This is a genomic window from Amycolatopsis sp., from assembly GCF_025464955.1.
Taxonomy (GTDB): domain Bacteria; phylum Actinomycetota; class Actinomycetes; order Mycobacteriales; family Pseudonocardiaceae; genus Amycolatopsis.
Genome location: NZ_JAODNM010000072.1, coordinates 50752 through 67672, shown reverse-complemented (window position 1 = coordinate 67672; position 16921 = coordinate 50752). Strand labels below are relative to the sequence as shown.

The 16921-nt window shown below is 69.7% G+C and carries 16 protein-coding genes; 8 read left to right on the top strand and 8 right to left on the bottom strand.

What is annotated here, in order from left to right:
• Window positions 1-3 precede the first annotated feature (3 nt).
• Window positions 4-1506, bottom strand: coding sequence for an amino acid permease (locus JWQ81_RS16280; RefSeq protein WP_297542284.1), 1503 nt, complete (start codon window positions 1504-1506; stop codon window positions 4-6).
• Between the two features lie 169 nt (window positions 1507-1675).
• On the opposite strand from JWQ81_RS16280, the gene JWQ81_RS16275 reads away from it, so the two are divergent.
• Entirely contained in the window at window positions 1676-2335 is a 660-nt protein-coding gene (locus tag JWQ81_RS16275) for a TetR/AcrR family transcriptional regulator (RefSeq protein WP_297542282.1), read from the top strand.
• Between the two features lie 9 nt (window positions 2336-2344).
• On the opposite strand, the gene JWQ81_RS16270 is transcribed toward JWQ81_RS16275, so the two are convergent.
• The 3 genes from JWQ81_RS16270 to JWQ81_RS16260 form a co-directional block, all read right to left on the bottom strand.
• On the bottom strand, window positions 2345-3631 hold the full coding sequence (locus JWQ81_RS16270; protein WP_297542280.1) for a ribonuclease D: 1287 nt from the start codon (window positions 3629-3631) through the stop codon (window positions 2345-2347).
• A gap of 68 nt (window positions 3632-3699) precedes the next feature.
• Window positions 3700-4416 carry a response regulator transcription factor gene (locus tag JWQ81_RS16265; RefSeq protein WP_297542278.1) on the bottom strand — a complete coding sequence of 239 codons (717 nt, stop codon included), beginning with the start codon at window positions 4414-4416 and terminating at the stop codon, window positions 3700-3702.
• Window positions 4417-5093: 677 nt separating this feature from the next.
• Entirely contained in the window at window positions 5094-5657 is a 564-nt protein-coding gene (locus JWQ81_RS16260; protein WP_297542276.1) for a DUF3000 domain-containing protein, read from the bottom strand.
• 89 nt (window positions 5658-5746) lie between these two features.
• On the opposite strand from JWQ81_RS16260, the gene hemE reads away from it, so the two are divergent.
• Genes hemE through JWQ81_RS16240 form a run of 4 tightly spaced genes read left to right on the top strand, consistent with a single transcriptional unit; the run spans window position 5747 to window position 10375 of the window.
• The gene (gene hemE / locus JWQ81_RS16255; protein ID WP_297542274.1) at window positions 5747-6826 is read left to right on the top strand and encodes a uroporphyrinogen decarboxylase; all 1080 of its coding nucleotides are present in this window, start codon (window positions 5747-5749) and stop codon (window positions 6824-6826) included.
• A complete protein-coding gene (gene hemG / locus JWQ81_RS16250) occupies window positions 6823-8265 on the top strand; it encodes a protoporphyrinogen oxidase (protein WP_297542272.1) in 1443 nt (480 codons plus the stop codon). The genes hemE and hemG overlap by 4 nt, the downstream gene beginning before the upstream one ends.
• A gap of 33 nt (window positions 8266-8298) precedes the next feature.
• Window positions 8299-8991: a hydrogen peroxide-dependent heme synthase gene (gene hemQ, locus JWQ81_RS16245; protein WP_297542270.1), complete on the top strand. Its 693-nt coding sequence runs from the start codon at window positions 8299-8301 to the stop codon at window positions 8989-8991.
• A gap of 37 nt (window positions 8992-9028) precedes the next feature.
• Complete coding sequence (locus JWQ81_RS16240) at window positions 9029-10375, top strand: CoA transferase (protein WP_297542268.1); 1347 nt, start codon at window positions 9029-9031, stop codon at window positions 10373-10375.
• Between the two features lie 362 nt (window positions 10376-10737).
• Here the strand turns inward: JWQ81_RS16240 and msrB are convergent, their stop codons facing one another.
• The 4 genes from msrB to JWQ81_RS16220 form a co-directional block, all read right to left on the bottom strand.
• A complete protein-coding gene (gene msrB, locus JWQ81_RS16235) occupies window positions 10738-11160 on the bottom strand; it encodes a peptide-methionine (R)-S-oxide reductase MsrB (RefSeq protein WP_297542398.1) in 423 nt (140 codons plus the stop codon).
• 90 nt (window positions 11161-11250) lie between these two features.
• A complete protein-coding gene (locus JWQ81_RS16230; protein ID WP_297542266.1) occupies window positions 11251-11556 on the bottom strand; it encodes a hypothetical protein in 306 nt (101 codons plus the stop codon).
• Window positions 11557-11619: 63 nt separating this feature from the next.
• Window positions 11620-13395, bottom strand: a complete 1776-nt coding sequence (locus JWQ81_RS16225; RefSeq protein ID WP_297542265.1) for a serine/threonine-protein kinase — start codon at window positions 13393-13395, stop codon at window positions 11620-11622.
• Between the two features lie 65 nt (window positions 13396-13460).
• Window positions 13461-14135: a TVP38/TMEM64 family protein gene (locus JWQ81_RS16220; RefSeq protein ID WP_297542264.1), complete on the bottom strand. Its 675-nt coding sequence runs from the start codon at window positions 14133-14135 to the stop codon at window positions 13461-13463.
• A gap of 78 nt (window positions 14136-14213) precedes the next feature.
• On the opposite strand from JWQ81_RS16220, the gene ligD reads away from it, so the two are divergent.
• From ligD to JWQ81_RS16205, 3 genes are all read left to right on the top strand, one after another.
• The gene (gene ligD / locus JWQ81_RS16215; RefSeq protein WP_297542263.1) at window positions 14214-15233 is read left to right on the top strand and encodes a non-homologous end-joining DNA ligase; all 1020 of its coding nucleotides are present in this window, start codon (window positions 14214-14216) and stop codon (window positions 15231-15233) included.
• Between the two features lie 150 nt (window positions 15234-15383).
• Window positions 15384-15776 carry a DUF6221 family protein gene (locus JWQ81_RS16210; RefSeq protein ID WP_297542262.1) on the top strand — a complete coding sequence of 131 codons (393 nt, stop codon included), beginning with the start codon at window positions 15384-15386 and terminating at the stop codon, window positions 15774-15776.
• A gap of 51 nt (window positions 15777-15827) precedes the next feature.
• On the top strand, window positions 15828-16838 hold the full coding sequence (locus JWQ81_RS16205; protein ID WP_297542396.1) for an MsnO8 family LLM class oxidoreductase: 1011 nt from the start codon (window positions 15828-15830) through the stop codon (window positions 16836-16838).
• Window positions 16839-16921 lie beyond the last annotated feature (83 nt).

The following is a 16921-nucleotide window of genomic DNA, read 5'->3' as shown; positions in this document are numbered from 1 at the left end:
CTTTCACGCGACGGATTCGAGGACGGGGGCGGGCGAGGTCCGGCGCAGGCGGAACCAGCACACCCAGCCGATGACCAGCGCGGCGAGGACGAATTCCACCGGGAAGAGCAGGGCCCAGGCCGAGCCGGTGCCTGCCACGTCGTAGACCTCGGGCCGAGGCCACGCGATGTTGACCGTCATCGCCACCCCGTACGCGACCGCCGCGAGGTTCACGGGCAGCGCCCAGCGGCCGAGGGAGAACAGCCCCGCCTGGGCCGGGAATCCGCCGCGCAGCCGTTTGACCAGCAGCGGCACCGTCACCATCAGGTACGCCAGGTAGACCACGACGACAGAGGTCGCGGTGATCGTGCTGAACACCGTCGGATTGCCGAGGTTGAGCAGCAGCAGCCCGATGGCCAGCGCACCCGACAGCACGGCCGGCGCCAAGGGGGTGTTCGTCTTGCGGCTCACCCGGGACAGGGCTGCCGAGCCGGGCAGGGCGCCGTCGCGAGCCATCGAGTAGATGAGCCGGATCGTGCCGGTCTGGATGGTCAGCGTGCACACGACCACCGCGATCGCGACGTCGGCCAGGAACACCGGGCCCAGCGTGTCGCCGAAGACCGCGGTGATCACGTACGGCAGCCCGCGGCCGGCGAGCTGCCCGTCGGTCAGGCTGGGCGCGGCCATCAGCGCGGTGAGGATGACGACGAGCCCGCCGATCCCGGAGACCAGCAGCGCTCGCAGCACGGCACGAGGTGCGGTCCGGCGGGCGTTCTTGGTCTCTTCGGCGACCGACGCGGCGGTGTCGAAGCCGAACAGGACGTACGCGGCCATCAGTGCCGAAGCCAGCACACCGCCGAGCCCCGCCTCGCTCGCGCCGCCGCTTACCGGGACGTCGTGCAGAACGACCTGAGGCCCGCGCACGGCGAACAACCCGAGCCCGCAGATCAGGACGGTGACCCCGATCAGTTCGGCCGCGACGCCGATGTCGTTGACGCGTGCCACCAACCGCACCCCGGCAGCGTTGACGGCGGTCGTGAAGACGATGAGCAGCGTGCCGAGGAGGACGGCGTTCGTCGCGCCCGTCGGCGACGTCACCGACGAGTCGCCGCCGACGAGCTGGAAGCCTGTCCACACCGACGGCAGCACGATCTGCAGGGCGATCGCGGCCGCCGCGAGCGCGACGACGCAGCCGAGCAGCATCATCCAGCCCGCGAACCAGCCGGCGAAGCCCTTGGCGAGTTGCTTGGCCCACTGGTAGACGGACCCGGCTAGCGGATAGCGCGCGGCCAGCTCGGCGAAGTTGAGCGCGACGAGCAGCTGGCCGACGAGGACGACCGGCCAGCTCCAGAAGAACAGCGGCCCGCCGAAGGTGTAACCGAAGCCGAACAGCTGGAACACCGTGGTCAGGATCGAGACGAACGAGAAGCCGGCGGCGAAGGCGGAGAACCCGCCGAGGGTACGCCGGAGCTCCTGGCGATAGCCGAATTCCGCGAGTTCTTCGGTGCTGACTGGGGGTGGGGACATACCGGGCTCCCGTCTCTGCCGATCAGGTATTTCGATCGATCGACAGAAATTAAGCCCCGGCGGCGAAGCCTCGATCACTGTTCCGTTAACGTGCCGTAAAAGGGAGCGCGGTGAGGCGTTCCAGCCGGTCATCCGCAGGTAACGTGCCGGGCCTGGCAGGATCGCCGGTATGAGCGGCAAATCGACCGGGGTGGGCAGGCCCAGGGCCAGCGGCGCGGCGGCCAGTCGGCAGGACTCGCGGCAGGCCGTGCTGGAGGCCGCGGCCGAGCTGTTCACCGGGGCCGGCTACGCGGCTACCACGACCCGCGCCATCGCTGAACGCGCCGGTCTGCGCCAGGCGTCGCTCTACTACCACTTCCCGTCCAAAGAGGACATCCTCGCCGTACTGCTGGAGCAGACCGTCCGTCCGTCGCTGGCGTTGGCCGGGCGGCTGGTCGACGATCTCGCACCTGTCGACGTCCGGCTGTGGGCACTGAGCTACGCGGATATCCGCCTGCTGGCCGGCGCGCCGCACAACCTTGGGGCGCTCTACCTGCTGCCGGAGGTCGCGTCCCCGCACCTCGCCCGGTTCCGGTCCGAACGCGCCGAGCTGAAGTCCGCCTACCGCCGGCTGATCGCCGCCGCCGGCCAGGACGCCGGCGCGGACATCCGGACCGACCTGGTGTTCGGGCTCGTCGAGAGCATCGCGGTGATCCGGCGGGACGATCCCGCACTCGACGTCGAAGCTCATGCCATCGAAGGCGCGGACGGCGTCCTACGGCTCACCGGCCTCGGTCCACCCGATGGCCCGCTCCGGACCGCGGGTCTGAGGCTGCTCGAAGGTTCGTGAACTGTTCGCTTACTGTGGCTGCCCTTCGGGCTCGTGTTCGGCCTCGGGCTTGGGGGCTTCGGCGTGGAGGGCTTCGCTGAGGGCGGCCGCCGCCAGCTCGACCTGCCATGGCCGCGCGTGGCCGGCGTGCAGAGCCTCGGCGACGCCGTCGACGCTGAGGTCGGCCGGGGGCTTCCAGCAGGTGCGGCGCACGAGGTCGGGTAGCAGCAGGTTCTCGACTGGCAGACGGTGCTCGGCGGCTATCGCCGTCAACGCCGTCCTCGACGCGGACAGCCGGGCGGCGGCGTCCGGGTCCTTGTCGGCCCAACGGTTGGGCGGCGGAGGCCCGTCGCTGACCTGACCGGGTGTGGGCAGCTCGCTCGACGGAAGCGCGCGGGCCGCCTGCAGGTGGCGGAACCAGTTCGCGGTGTACCGGCGTTGGACGCGGCCGCTGAACACCGGCAGCGCCTGCAGCTCGGCGACGGTTTTGGGATCGACAGTGACCGCGTTGATGATCGCGGTGTCGGGCAGGATGCGGCTGGGCGCCCTGTCCCGTTTGCGGGCGAGTTCGTCCCGCGCCTGCCACAGCGCGCGGACCGCCGCGAGACTGCGCGGATTGCGGATCTTGTGCACCCCGGACGTCCGGCGCCAGGGCTCCGCGCGCGGAGCCGGCGGGGGAGCGGTGCGGACGGCTTCGAACTCCTGCATTGCCCAGCCGAGTTTGCCCTGTTCGTCCAGCTCGACCTCGAGCTTTTCGCGGAGCTGGATGAGCAGCTCGACGTCCAGCGCCGCGTAGTTGAGCCAGTCGACCGGCAGCGGCCGTTTCGACCAGTCCGCCGCGCTGTGGCCCTTTTCCAGCCGGATGCCCAGCAGCTTCTCGACCAGGGTGCCCAACGCCACGCGGTCGTACCCGGCGAGCCGTCCGGCCAGTTCGGTGTCGAACAGGCTGATCGGGTGCAGGCCGAGTTCGGCGAGGCACGGCAGGTCCTGGGACGCCGCGTGCAGCACCCACTGGGTGTCGTTGATGACGCGCGCGAGCGGTTCGAGCTCGCCCGCGAGCGGGATGGGGTCGATCAGAAAGCTTCCAGCGCCTTCGCGTCGCAACTGGACCAAATACGCCTTTGGCCAGTAGCGGTAGCCGGAAGCCCGTTCGGTGTCGACCGCGATCGCTCCGGTGCCGGCCGCGATCGCCGCACAGGCGTCCGCCAGCGCCGCAGGATCGGCCACCACCGGTGGCGTGCCTTCGACCGGCTCCTGCAACAGGATGGATTCAGCCTGCTCGGGTGCTTCGTCGGGGCCCTGATCTGCGCTTTCCACAACCGTTGACCTTACGGGACGGGCGTACCGCGCCTGGTCCGCCCGTCCCAGAAGGTGATTCGTCTCCGTCAGCGGATTACGCCTGCGCGCATCGCCAACGCGACCATCTGTGCCCTGTCCCCGGTGCCGAGCTTCCGGCCGATGCGGGACAAGTGTGACTTGACCGTGAGAGCGGAGAGGCTGAGCTCCTCGCCGATCTCCTTGTTGGACTGGCCGTCGGCGACGAGCTGCAGCACCTCCACCTCGCGAGCTGAAAGCTCACGCGGGGTGTTGTCGGTGCCGGCAACACGAGTGCCGGTGGCCAGGACCGGAGCCACGCTCGGGTCCGCGTACACGCCGCCCTCGAGCACCCTGCGGACGCCATCGGTGACAACCACCGGGGACGCCGACTTGAGCAGGTATGCCTGAGCACCGGCCTGGAACGCCGACCTGACCGCGTACGGGTCGTCGGATGAAGCAAGAACGACAACACGAGGCCAGCCCTGGCTACGAAGTTCCGTGACCAGTTCTATGCCGCTGCCATCGGGCAGACCGAGATCGAGGATTGCCAGGTCACAGGGTCCTGTGGCCTGTGCCCTTGCCCTCGCCTCGGCCACCGTGGCGGCCTCGTGGACTGTGCCCGCACCCATCTGTGCGAGTCTTGCTGCGATTGCCTCCCTCAACAGCGGGTGGTCATCGACCACTAACACGGAAAACAGCTCTTCCCGTGGATGCGGAACCATGCTCGCCGGCAAAGCACCGGCTGGCGTGGATCGGACGGCCTGAGATAAGCCGACGGTAGCCACGTCACTACCTCCCTGGAGTCGGTCGTGCCCCCCGACCGGCACCGGGACCTTCGGCCATTTAGCCGCGCCAGCTTTAGACCGAAAGTGGTGTCGTCGGAGGCACTGTATCTCCCTCGGAGGGTCTGCGGGGGGATCGAATGGGTATCTATCCGGATGAAGTCGTCACTTTCTGCGGTCGCCGTCACACGATTGGGCTAGCGAATGGGCGGTTGCTAACGGATCATGCGCATAACACGATGAAACCCAGTTACCGGTGACGTTCTGCTCGTGCAGATGGCTCCCGCAACCGCGCGAGCGACCTTTTCACCGGCTGTGCTATCGAGTCCGCCCAGGCGTAAAAAGGCCCTCTCCCCGGCGTCGGCTCGTCCCGCTCTCCGGCACGCGGTGTCTGTCGCGACGAAGCCCCGAACCGCCCAAAACGCCCCGAGTGGCCGTGTCCGGCGCCGGATGGCGACCAAGATCAAGTTGCCGTCCGTGACGACCGGTGCTTCACGATAGTGAACGCCCCCGCCGGCGAGAAGGCCCGTCCCCCGGCTGCCTCCATTCGGCCCCATCGCGGCCGTCGTGCGGGGGCGCGTGCGGGGGTCACACCGACACCACCAGCCCCACGGACGCGGGCCTCTGATCCGGTCCGCGTGCCCCGGCCGCCCCAGTCCCTGCTGCCCTAAGACTGGCCGCTACGAGCCTTGCCGCTGGCCGAAGAACGTCACGCCGACCGGCGGCAGGCCGACGACGCTGGCCATCACCTGGCAGAAGGCGTCGCCGTGCGGCCGGAGGTCGGCGTCGGTGGGCGTCCAGGACGCCCGCAGTTCGAGGTCGTCGGTGGTCGTCGGGCCCGAGATGTCGCCGAAGCGGGCCGACGACGTTTCCGTGACCGTCCCGCCGAGTGCCGTCCAGGTCGCGCCGGACGTCTCGAGCGCATCGGTCAGCCACGACCAGCCCACGGTCGGCAGGAACGGGTCGGTCGCGAGTTCGGTGTCCAGTTCGGCGCGCACGTACAGCACCATGCGCAGGAGCCCGTCCCAGCCTTCCTGGCCGTCCGGGTCGTGCAGCAGCACCAGCCTGCCCGACGCCAGCACGTCGGCCGGGCCCGTCATCTCGCAGCTGATCGCGTACGACCAGGGTGCGAGTCGCTTCGGCGCGCGCATCTCTTCGAGTGCGACTTCCGGCCTCGGCCGCACGGATCGCAGCGTCGCCACGGCTTCGCGGAACAGCTCGGGCGCTTGCGTCATGGCGGTCACGTTCCCGACTGTAAGGCGGCGCGGGCTCCAGATCGGGGCAGACGCGCCGAGGGACCCGCGTCCAGGGTCGCATGGCACCATGGGACCTGATGTCAAACACAGCTCCGGCGCGCGCTCTGGGCGCCCGCCGCACCCTGCCGGACGCCCCGTTCCTCGTCGCCGCCCGAGGCGGCCGACCGGCCAGGTTGCCGGTGTGGTTCATGCGGCAGGCCGGTCGCTCGCTGCCCGAGTACCGCAAGCTGCGCGAGGGCGTCGCGATGCTCGACTCCTGCTTCGACCCGGAGATGCTCGCCGAGATCACAATCCAGCCCGTGCGCAGGCACGATGTCGACGCGGCCATCTTGTTCAGCGACATCGTGGTGCCGCTGAAGGCGGCCGGGATCGGCGTCGAAATCGTCCCCGGCACCGGGCCGGTGGTGGAGCACCCGATCCGCACCAAGGCCGCCGTCGACGCCATGCCGACGCTCGAGCCGGAGCAGGTTTCGCGGGTGGCCGACGGCATCCGCCTGCTGGTGTCGTCGCTCGGCGAGACCCCGTTGATCGGTTTCGCGGGCGCGCCCTTCACGTTGGCGTCCTATCTCATCGAAGGCGGCCCGAGCCGCGACCACGCGAAGACCAAGGCGCTCATGCACTCGGAGCCCGAGGTCTGGCACGCGCTGGCGGGCAAGCTTGCCGACATCGCGCTCACCTTCCTGCGGGCCCAGCTCGACGCCGGGGTCGACGCCGTCCAGCTGTTCGACTCCTGGGCCGGTGCGCTGTCCGTCCGCGACTACCGTGAGTTCGTGCTGCCGCATTCGGCGAAGGTCTTCGCCGGGGTCGCCGAGTACGACGTCCCGAAGATCCACTTCGGGGTCGGCACCGGCGAGCTGCTGACGTCGATGCGTGACGCCGGGGCCGACATCGTCGGCATCGACTGGCGCATCCCGCTCGACGAGGCCGTGCGCCGCCTGGCCGTCCCCGGCGCGCCCGTACCCGTGGTCCAGGGCAACCTCGACCCGGCGCTGCTGCACGCGTCGTGGCCGGTGCTCGAAGCCGAGGTGCGCCGCATCGTGGAGGAAGGCCGCTCGGCCGGCGGGCACATCTTCAACCTCGGCCACGGCGTCTTGCCCGGCGTCGACCCGGATGTGCTGACCAGGGTCGTCGGGCTCGTCCACTCACTCGAACCATGACACTCGGCAGTCGCATCGCGGTCGTCGGCGGCGGGCTGTCCGGGCTGGTCGCCGCATACCGGCTGCGTCGTGAGCTCGGGACGTCCGTCGAGATCACCGTGTTCGAGTCGGCCTCGGCGCTGGGCGGCAAGCTCCGCACGATCGACCTGGCCGGACGCCGTTATGACGTCGGTGCCGAGGCGTTCCTCGCGCGCAGGCCCGAGATGACGGCGTTGGTGCGTGAGATCGGGCTCGGCGACCTGCTCGTTCACCCGACCGGCGCCCGAGCGAAGGTCCACGCGGGCGGATCCGTGCTCGGCCTGCCGAGCGGCACTGTCATGGGCGTCCCGGCCTCGGCCGACGCCGTTGCGGGCGTGCTGTCCGAACACGGCCGTCGCGCTGTCGCTGCGGAATCGACCTTGCCGCCGCCGGTGCTGCCGCAGCATGAAGACGTCGCTCTCGGCGCTCTGCTGCGGGAGCGGTTCGGGGACGAGCTCGTCGACAGGCTCGTCGACCCGCTGCTTGGTGGCGTGTACGCGGGCGGCGCCGACGGGCTCGGCCTGCGCGCTGTGATGCCCGCGCTGGCCGCCAAGGTCGACGCCGGAGCGATCTCGCTGACGGAGGCCGCTTCGCAGTTGATGCCCGCTTCGCCGAGCACCGCACCAGTCTTCGGCACCCTTGTCGGCGGCCTCGGCACGCTCGTCGACAAGCTGGCGGAGCTGGCGAATGCGGACGTCCGGCTCGGGACCACGGTTCGCACCTTGTCCCGCAACACGTCCCACACTGCCAGTGGTTGGCATCTCGAGTTCGGTGCCGCCGCTCATGCGCACGCGCCGGCCGACAGCCCGTTCGACGTCGACGCCGTGGTGCTCGCCGTTCCGGCTCCCGCCGCGCGTCGTCTGCTGGACGGCGTCGCTCCCGAAGCCGCAGCCGCCTACGGCGAGGTGGAACTCGCGTCGATGGCCGTTGTCGCGCTGGCGCTGCCGCCGGGGACGAAACTGCCCGAGGACTCGGGCGTGCTGATCGGAGTCGGCGAGCGGTATGCCGGTGGGACGCCCTTCGCGGCCAAGGCGTTCACCTTCTCTTCGCGCAAGTGGGCACACCTGGGCACCGAGGACCCGGACGCCCCGGTGGTGCTGCGCGGCTCGGTCGGCCGGTTCGGCGACATCGCGACGCTGCAGGCCTCCGATGAGGAGCTGATCGGCGTCGTGCGGGCGGACCTGGCCGAACTCACCGGCATCACGACGGACCCGCTGGACGCCGTCGTCACGCGCTGGGGCGGGGGACTGCCGCAGTACGGCTGGGGACACCTCGACCGCGTCGACCGGATCGAGCGGGCCGTCGCCGAGCTGCCGGGCCTCGCCGTCGCGGGCGCGACCCTGCATGGTGTCGGGCTCCCGGCGTGCGTCGCCACGGCCGACGCGGCGGCGATGCGCATCACGTCATGGCTGGCGCGGTAGCAGGCCGAAAACCGCGAGTGCCAAGATGGACCTATGGCGCGGCTGAACTACAACGAACTCAACGACAAGATCGTCTACACCGCGTGGTCGGTGTTCAAGGCCGAGCAGGGGAAGCTCCCTGACGACCGCGGCCCGGCGGCGAGCGAGACGACGGCATACCTCGACGCGCTCGCGGACAAGGGCGTCGTGGTGCGCGGGGTGTACGACGTCGCGGGCCTGCGCGCGGACGCCGACTACCTCGTCTGGTGGCACGCCGAGGAGATCGAGCAGATCCAGGCCGCGTACACCGGTTTCCGGCGCACTCCGCTCGGCAAGGCGTCGAGCCCGGTCTGGAGCCAGGTCGCCGTGCACCGGCCGGCCGAGTTCAACAAGAGCCACGTCCCCGCGTTCATCGCCGGGGAAGAAGCGCACAAGTACGTCTGCGTGTACCCGTTCGTCCGGTCCTACGAGTGGTACCTCCTGCCCGACGACGAGCGCCGCAAGATGCTCGCAGACCACGGCATGGAGGCCAGGGACTACCCGGACGTCCGCGCCAACACGGTCCCGGCGTTCGCGCTCGGCGACTACGAGTGGATCCTGGCGTTCGAGGCGGACGAATTGCACCGCATCGTCGACCTCATGCGGCACCTGCGGTCCACCGAGGCGCGCCGGCACGTGCGCGAAGAGGTCCCGTTCTACACCGGCACGAAGGTCGACCCCACCGACCTGATCACCAACCTGCCGTGACCTTGCCCGCCCGGGCGTCCGAGACCGAGGTGGTCTGATGAATTCCGAACTGACCGGGCTGTGGAAGAACCTGACGGGCGACGCGCTCGAGCCGGACGCCGTCGAGCTCACCGGCGACGAATCCGTCTTGCCCGGGCCGTTCCGCGTCGCTGCCGCGGCGTCCACCGCTGTCGCGGCAACGACGCTGGCCGCCGCCGAACTGCTGCGGCTGCGCGGGATCGAACCCGGTCAAGTCGTGGTGGACACGCGGCACGCGGCCGCGGCGTTCCAGAGCGAGCGGCACCTGCTGGTCGACGGCGAGTCCCCGGGCGCCGGGTGGGCACCGCTTTCGGGTGACTACCGGGCCAGGGACGGCTGGGTCCGCCTGCACTGCAACTACCCGGACCACGTGTCGGCGGTGTGCTGGGCCCTCGGGGCCCCGGCCACCAAGGACGCCATCGCGGCGGTCGTCGCAGGGAAGACCGCGCAAGAGGTCCAGGAAGCCGTCATCTGGTCGGGCGGCGCTGCCGCGCTGATGCGTAGCGCGGACGAGTGGCGCGCGCATCCGCAGGGCCAGGCCGTCGCCGCGTCGCCGCTGGTCGACCTCGAACAGGCCGGGGACGCGCCCCAGCGGGCGCTGTGGGATTCGGACCGGGCCGCGGGCGGCCTGCGGATCCTCGACCTGACCCACGTCATCGCCGGCCCCGTCGCCGGACGGACGTTGGCCGCGCACGGCGCCAACGTCCTGCACGTCGGCGCCGCTCACCTGCCGACAGTGCGTCCGCTGGTGATCGACACCGGACTGGGCAAACGCTCGACGCACATCAACCTGACCATCGACGGCGGCCGCAACCGCTTGCGCAAGCTGGTCAGCCGCGCCGACGTGCTCATCCAGTCGTTCCGGCCGGGCGCTCTGGCGAAGCAGGGGTTCAGCCTCGACGAGCTGTTCGAGCTGCGCCCCGGCCTGGTCGTGGTCGACATTTCCGCGTACGGGCCGTCCGGTCCCTGGGCGGGTCGGCGCGGGTTCGACAGCCTCGTGCAGATGGCGAGCGGTATCGCCGCCGAGGAAGGGCTTGACGAACCTCGGCCGCTTCCGGCACAGGCGCTGGACCACGCCACCGGTTGGCTCGCTGCCGCAGCTGTCATGACGGCTGTGCGACGTCAGGTCGCCGAAGGTGGCAGCTGGCACGCGAAGCTGTCGCTCGCGGCGACCGGGAACTGGCTGGATTCCTTGGGTCGAAAGGATTCTGCTGGTGAGCTGCCGGACATCAGCGATCTGCTCGACCAAACCGAGAGCCAGTTCGGCAGGCTGACCCACGTGCGGGCACCGGGTGTCCTGCCCGGCGCGAGTCCGATGTGGACGGACGGCACGCACCTACCGGGCAGCGACGCGCCTGTGTGGTAACTCAACGGCCTCCGGGTGAAGCCAAGGCCTCGGGCTTGAGCCTGCGATGCAGCAGCGCCGTGGCGAGTGCCTGGTCGGGGTAAGTTGCGAGGCCGTTGTTCGCGACCGTAAGGGCCGAAGGTCGTGCTGCCGGTCGGGGCCATCGTAAACGCTGGGCAGTGCCCGAGCCGGGCTCTGTTTCGCCAGCATGCCCGGGCTGGTCATCACGCCAATCCAGAGCGGCACCCACCAGGCGTACTGCGCCCAGTGCACTAGCTGCCCGAATGGTCCCAGGGATCGCTCATTTGCCTCGCCCCTGCCCCCACGACGTGTGCTTTGTCGACGTTAACGCCGGGGAGCGGGGCCAGGTGGCTTTCGACAGGTTACGGCTTGGGCACCATCTTCAGTGAGATGGAGTTGATGCAGTAGCGCTGGTCGGTGGGGGTGTTGTAACCCTCGCCCTCGAAGACGTGGCCGAGGTGGCTGTGGCAGGACGCGCACAGGACCTCGACGCGCTTCATCCCCATCTCGCGGTCTTCGCGCAGGATGACGGCCTTGGTGTCTGCCGGGTCGAAGAAGGACGGCCAGCCGCAGTGACTTTCGAACTTCGTGTCGCTGCGGAACAGCTCCGCCCCGCATGCGCGGCACTCGTAGACGCCGGTCTCGGTGGTGTCGGTGTACTCACCGACGAACGGACGTTCGGTGCCGGCCTGACGGAGCACCGCGTACTCCTCGGGCCCCAATTGCTCCCGCCACTCCTGCTCGGATTTCACTACACGAGGGGTGGCGCCGACGACGGGTTTCATGCCTTTCACGCGTTTCACGGTACGCCTGCCGGAGCCCCCTCCGCCCGGTCTGCGGGCGTGAACGCGCCCACTGTCCGCAGTCGGTAAGAACTACCAGCCGAGCCAGGTGATGGCCTGCCCGACAATGTCCCAAGCGGCGACCAGGACGCCGAAGATGATCAGGATCACCAGCGCGACCGACGCCCACCAGCGCAGCCCGCCGAGGCGGTTGCTGGACTCGGCGAAATCGGCAACGCCGCTGATGGAGGCCTCGATGGTGAAGTTGGGACCGCAGCGTTCGATCCGGTCCAGGTGCTCGGCGAAGGCTCGTGCTTCGGGGTCGAACGGATCCAGCCCGACGAGGTCCTCGTGGAAGCGAGGATGTGGGCCCGACCCGGTTGGTCCGATATCGGCCATGCCCCACGGTAGGCCACGAACCCCGGTCCGCGCACCTGTCGCCACGTAACCGGCGTGTCAAAGTTACGACGTCGGGAGGCCGTCTACCTTCGTGTTCGCGTCGATCTTCAGGCCGTCGGCCGTACTGACCACGCGGAACGATCGACGACCGAGCGAACCCATGTCCACGTACATGTCAACCGAGCCGTCGGCGTTCAGTCCCTTGTCGGCGCGTGCGGTCTTGGCCGGGATGTCCTTCTGAAACTGGCTCCAGTACTGGGCGAACGCGGTCTGGTTGCCGAAGACTTCCTGTGCCGCGGGCGTCAGCATGGTCCACGCCAGGTCCGACCCCTTTTCGCCGAAGTACTTGAGCACGAAATTCCCGGCGGGTGTGTACCCGACAGAGCCACCGGTGTTCGGAGTCTGTCCGAGCGCTGAGGCGGCAGGGCTCGACGGCGTCTGTGCGCCGGAGCTGCTCTGCTGAGACGAGTTCGACTGCGAGCCGCTGGGCGACGAGCCGGTGGACGTCTTCTTGTTGTCAGTGCCGGAGCTGAGGATCAGGAACACCACGACGGCGACCACCACGACACCGGCGCCGATGGACGCGTACAGCGCCATCTTGCGCTTCGAGTCCGGCGGTCTGTTTCCCGAGTTCGGGGACCTTGGCGCCGCGGCGGGCCGGCGGGGCGCGGCGGGGCGCTGCTGGATGGGGATCGGTCCCGAGCGTGGCTGCTGCTGGGCAGGCGGACGTGCCTGGGTGGGCATGTACGCTGCGGTCGGCGGCGGGTTCACCGGGCGCGGCGGGGTCATCGGTGGAGCAGCGGGGGCCTGCTGGACGGCGGCAGGCTCGACGCGCTGCCATGGCGGCCTGGAGCCGCCGGGTGTCCGGATTCCCGCGGGCTCGGCGAGCGGGGTTACGGGCTGTCGGCCCGCGCCGTTGCCGGTGCTGAACAGCGCCGGTGAGACCTCCGTGCCGGGCGGAGTGGGCTCCTGCGCAGCCAGCGCGGCGAGCCTGTCGCGCGCCTCGGCCATGGTGGGCCGCTCTTCGGGGTTCGTGCGCAGCAGGTGCATCAACAGCGCCGTGGCCGCGCCGGACTGCTTCGGCGGGTTGATGTTGCCGTTCGCCGCCGCGTAGAGCAGGGCCAGCTGGTTGGAGCTGTTTCCATACGGGGTCTCGCCCTCCAGCGCCTGGTACAGCGTGGCGCCGAGCGCGAAGACGTCCGAGCTGGGCACCGGGTCCGAGCCCCTGGCCAGTTCGGGCGCCAGGTAGGCCGGGGTGCCGCCGATCAGGCCGGTCTGGGTGAGCGCCATGTCGCCTGCGGCGCGGGAGATGCCGAAGTCGGTGATCTTCACCGTGCCGTGGTCGTCGAGCAGGATGTTCCCGGGCTTGACGTCGCGGTGCACGATCCCGGCGCGGTGCGCGGCCACCAGCGCCGACGCGACCTGCTCGCCGATCCGGGCGACCTGCGACAGCGGCAGCGTCTGCTCTTCGCCCAGCAGGGCGGACAGACTGCGGCCGGGCAGGTATTCCATCACCAGGCAGGGGTCGCCGCCGTGCTCGGCGATGTCGAACACGACGATCGCGTTGGGATGCTGCAGGCGAGCTGCGTTCTTCGCCTCGCGCATGGCGCGCTGGCGCATGTTGTCGCGCTCGGCCTCGGACAATCCTGGCTGGGCGAGGATCTGTTTGACCGCGACAGAGCGTTCGAGACGCACATCGATGGCGCGCCAGACCACGCCCATGGCACCGCTGCCGATGTGTTCGACCAGGCGGTAGTGCCCTGCGATCAGCTGACCGGTGTCGATAGCGCCTGCTCCTGACGAAATATCCCGCGATGGTGGCTTTCGCGATGGTGGCATCAACTGTGCGCAACCTTGCCCGGCGCACCCGATCGAGTGTAGCGGGGCGGCGTTCCGCCGCAGCGTCAGCCAGCGGGTGTCGAGTCGGCCAATTCCGGTTCGGCCGGTGCGGGCACCCTGGTGCGTAGCACTTTGACCAGGCCGACCGCGCCAACGAGGGCAAAGACCCCATAACAGGCCAACAGCGCCGGTGGCGTGTCGCCGGTGAGGGCGTCGCCGAGGATGACCACCGCGACCGTCCCGGGCAGGCTGCCGAGGGCCGTCCCCAGGAGATACGGCCCCAGTCGGACCGAGGAGATCCCGCAGCAGTAGCTCAGCGGGGCGAACGGGACCACCGGGATCAGCCGCAGCGAGGTGATCGCCAGCACACCACCGCCGGACAGCCGGTCGTTGACCGCCCGGACCGACTTTCGGTGCAGATGCCGTGACACCAGGTCACGGCCGAGGAGCCGGGCGAGGCCGAACGCGAGGCCGGACGCGATCGTAGTGGCGACGATCGCGACCACGATGCCGACGAAGTTGCCCAGCAGCAGCCCGGCGGCGAGGTTGAACACCGTGCGTGGGATCGGGATCACGGTCAGCAGCGAGTACGCCACCAGGAGCAGCAGCGCCGTGCTCACGCCGTGACCGCCGGCCCAGGTGCGCAGTTCGGCCGGGCTGGGCACGGGCAGCACGAACGCAGCCGTGACGAGCACGGCGAGCAGCGCGAGCGCCACGATGAGTTTCAGTCGGCCGGACATGCTCCCCACGGTAGGGCAGGGCCCGAACCCGGTGAAATGGCCCGGCAGAATGTCGGTGTCCCCGGTTACCGTGTCGCCATGCCCAAGAACGGCGATCCGATCGAGTACCAAGTTGGCCGGCGGTCGGTCCGGGTGTCGAGCCCGGACAAGGTGTACTTCCCCGAGCGCGGCATCACCAAGCGCCAGGTCGTGGAGTACTACATCGCCGTCGGCGAGCCGCTGCTGCGCGCGATCGGGGAGCGCCCGACAACGTTGAAGCGCTTCGTCGACGGCGTCACCGGCGATCCGTTCTACGCGAAGCGGGTGCCCAAGGGCGCGCCCGAGTGGGTGGACAAGGTGGAGATCACCTTCCCGTCCGGCCGCAAGGCCGAGGAGGTCTGCCCGACCGAGCCCGCGGTGTTCGCCTGGGCGGCGAACCTGGGCACGCTCGATTTCCACCCGTGGCCGGTGCGCCGCCCGGACGTCGACCACCCCGACGAGCTCCGGATCGACGTCGACCCGCCGGACGCGGCCGGCTTCTCCGACGCGGTCGCCGTGGCGGACACCGTGCGCGAGGTGCTCGATACGGCTGGGCTGGTCGGCTACCCGAAGACCTCGGGCGGCCGCGGGGTGCACGTCCTCGTGCGGATCCGGCCGGAATGGGACTTCGTCGAAGTACGGCACGCGGTCATCGCGCTCGGCCGCGAGGTGGAGCGCCGCATCCCCGAGCGCGCGACCATCGCGTGGTGGAAGGAGGAGCGCGCCGGACGCGTCTTCCTCGACTACAACCAGGCCGCGCGGGATCGCACGGTCGCGTCGAGCTGGTCGGTCCGCGGCACCGCCCGCGCGACCGTGTCCACCCCGCTCACCTGGGCGCAGCTGGGCGAGGTTCACCCGGACGACTTCGACGTGCTGACCGTGCCGGACTGGCTGGCCGAGCACGGCGACCAGCACGCGGCCATCAACGAGCAGTCGTTCGGGCTCGAGACACTGCTGGAGTGGTACGCCCGAGATGAGCGTGACCACGGTCTCGGCGAGATGCCGTATCCGCCCGACTATCCCAAAATGCCCGGCGAGCCGAAGCGCGTCCAGCCGAGCAAGGCCCGCGCGGACACCTAGTAGCCGACCGGTCACGGGGTGGGCCGAACGGGCTAATCCGCAGGTCAGCCAGGTGGAGATCGTGATCGTCCCAGCGTAACGTCCGACGTTCTCCCGACGACATGGGAACGCGGAAGGCCAGGGGAGGCCAGCTGAGGAGGCACGTCGACAGTGGTAGACCTGGTGTCGTTCTTGACCGCGCGGGTCGCGGAACGCCAGGCCGTGATCATGAACGCGGTCCGGAAGAGCAGAACCGGCGAACGAGTCGATCGTGGCGAGGCCAAAGTCGCCATCGAGCAGCGGATTCGCGGGATGGCGGACGTCGAGCTCGATGTCGTCACCCAGATGATTTCCGAAGTCGAGTCGGTCCGCAGGATCATGGGCGCCCATCGCACCTCGGTGACCGATCGGGTGCCCGGGTTCCCGATGCACGGCGGCGAATACTGGTGTGAGACCTGCCACGTGCCCGGCGACGAAGCCGGTTCGAACTGGTGCCCGACAATGCGGCTGCTCGCGCTGCCGTATGCCGACCACCCGGCCTACGACCAGAAGTGGCGTCCCTAGCCGCGGGAATTGTGGGCCGTGGGTGGCGTTTAACCGAGTGTGAACTCCCCGTTGCGACTGTCCGTATTGGACCGTTCACCGGCCCGCCAGGGCGGCGACCACGCCACTGCGCTGCGCGACACCGTCCGTTTTGCCGCCGACGTCGAAGCGCTGGGGTATCACCGGTTCTGGGTTTCGGAGCACCACAGCGTGCCCGGGATCTCGGGGTCCGCGCCGACCGTCCTGGCTGCCGCTGTGGCGTCGGCGACGTCGACGATCCGGGTAGGCACCGGTGGTGTCATGCTGCCGAACCATCAGCCGCTGGTCGTCGCCGAGCAGTTCGGCGTGCTGGAGTCGCTGTTCCCCGGGCGGATCGATATGGGGCTCGGTCGATCGGTGGGCTTCACCGAGGGAGTCCGGCGAGCGTTGGGCCACGGCAAGGACGCGGCCGCCGGGTTCGGCGAGCAGGTGACCGAGCTGCTCGGCTACTTCACCGGCAAGCAGGAGTCGTTTCCCGGGGTCCACGCGATCCCCGCCGAGGGGCTGCGGGTGCCGGTTTTCCTGCTGGCCACCGGATCGGGCGCGGACCAGGCCGCCGAACTCGGCCTGCCGCTGGTGATCGCGGCCGTCCGAGGGGAGCAGACGATGCTCGACGCGATCGGCCGGTACCGGGACAGCTTCAGGCCGTCGGCGCTGTCCCCGTCGCCGTATGTGGTGGTGTCCAGCGCGGTTGCGGTCGCGGACAGCTCCGAACGAGCGTGGCGGATGTTGTTGTCCGAGGCGTGGTCCACGACGTATTCGCGCACGCATGGTGTGTTCCCGCCATTGTTGCCTCCCGCCGCCGTACTTGCCCAGCCGATGACAGACCGCGAGCGCAGGCTGCTCGACAGCTCGCTCGCCGGACAGATCTACGGCACGGAGGCGGAGGTGTCCGACGCGCTCCGCGGGCTCGTCGAGCGCACTTGCGCTGACGAGGTACTGGTGACAACCAGCGTTCACGATCCGGCTGAGCGGTTGGATTCTTACCAACGTCTCGCCCGGGTCGCGGACATCGGATTAACAACAAAAACCGTTACCGGGTAACGATTCGGCCCACCCGGTCGCCATGGGTGTGATCTACGAGAAAACACGGGTGCGAAATCGGCGTGAAGCCGCATACTTGCGTC

Coding starts and splice junctions, on each gene's coding strand:
- JWQ81_RS16280 (WP_297542284.1), bottom strand. CDS start 1,506: ATGTCCCCACCCCCAGTCAGCACCGAAGAACTCGCGGAATTCGGCTAT.
- JWQ81_RS16275 (WP_297542282.1), top strand. CDS start 1,676: ATGAGCGGCAAATCGACCGGGGTGGGCAGGCCCAGGGCCAGCGGCGCG.
- hemE (WP_297542274.1), top strand. CDS start 5,747: ATGTCAAACACAGCTCCGGCGCGCGCTCTGGGCGCCCGCCGCACCCTG.
- hemG (WP_297542272.1), top strand. CDS start 6,823: ATGACACTCGGCAGTCGCATCGCGGTCGTCGGCGGCGGGCTGTCCGGG.
- hemQ (WP_297542270.1), top strand. CDS start 8,299: ATGGCGCGGCTGAACTACAACGAACTCAACGACAAGATCGTCTACACC.
- JWQ81_RS16240 (WP_297542268.1), top strand. CDS start 9,029: ATGAATTCCGAACTGACCGGGCTGTGGAAGAACCTGACGGGCGACGCG.
- msrB (WP_297542398.1), bottom strand. CDS start 11,160: ATGAAACCCGTCGTCGGCGCCACCCCTCGTGTAGTGAAATCCGAGCAG.
- JWQ81_RS16230 (WP_297542266.1), bottom strand. CDS start 11,556: ATGGCCGATATCGGACCAACCGGGTCGGGCCCACATCCTCGCTTCCAC.
- JWQ81_RS16225 (WP_297542265.1), bottom strand. CDS start 13,395: ATGCCACCATCGCGAAAGCCACCATCGCGGGATATTTCGTCAGGAGCA.
- JWQ81_RS16220 (WP_297542264.1), bottom strand. CDS start 14,135: ATGTCCGGCCGACTGAAACTCATCGTGGCGCTCGCGCTGCTCGCCGTG.
- ligD (WP_297542263.1), top strand. CDS start 14,214: ATGCCCAAGAACGGCGATCCGATCGAGTACCAAGTTGGCCGGCGGTCG.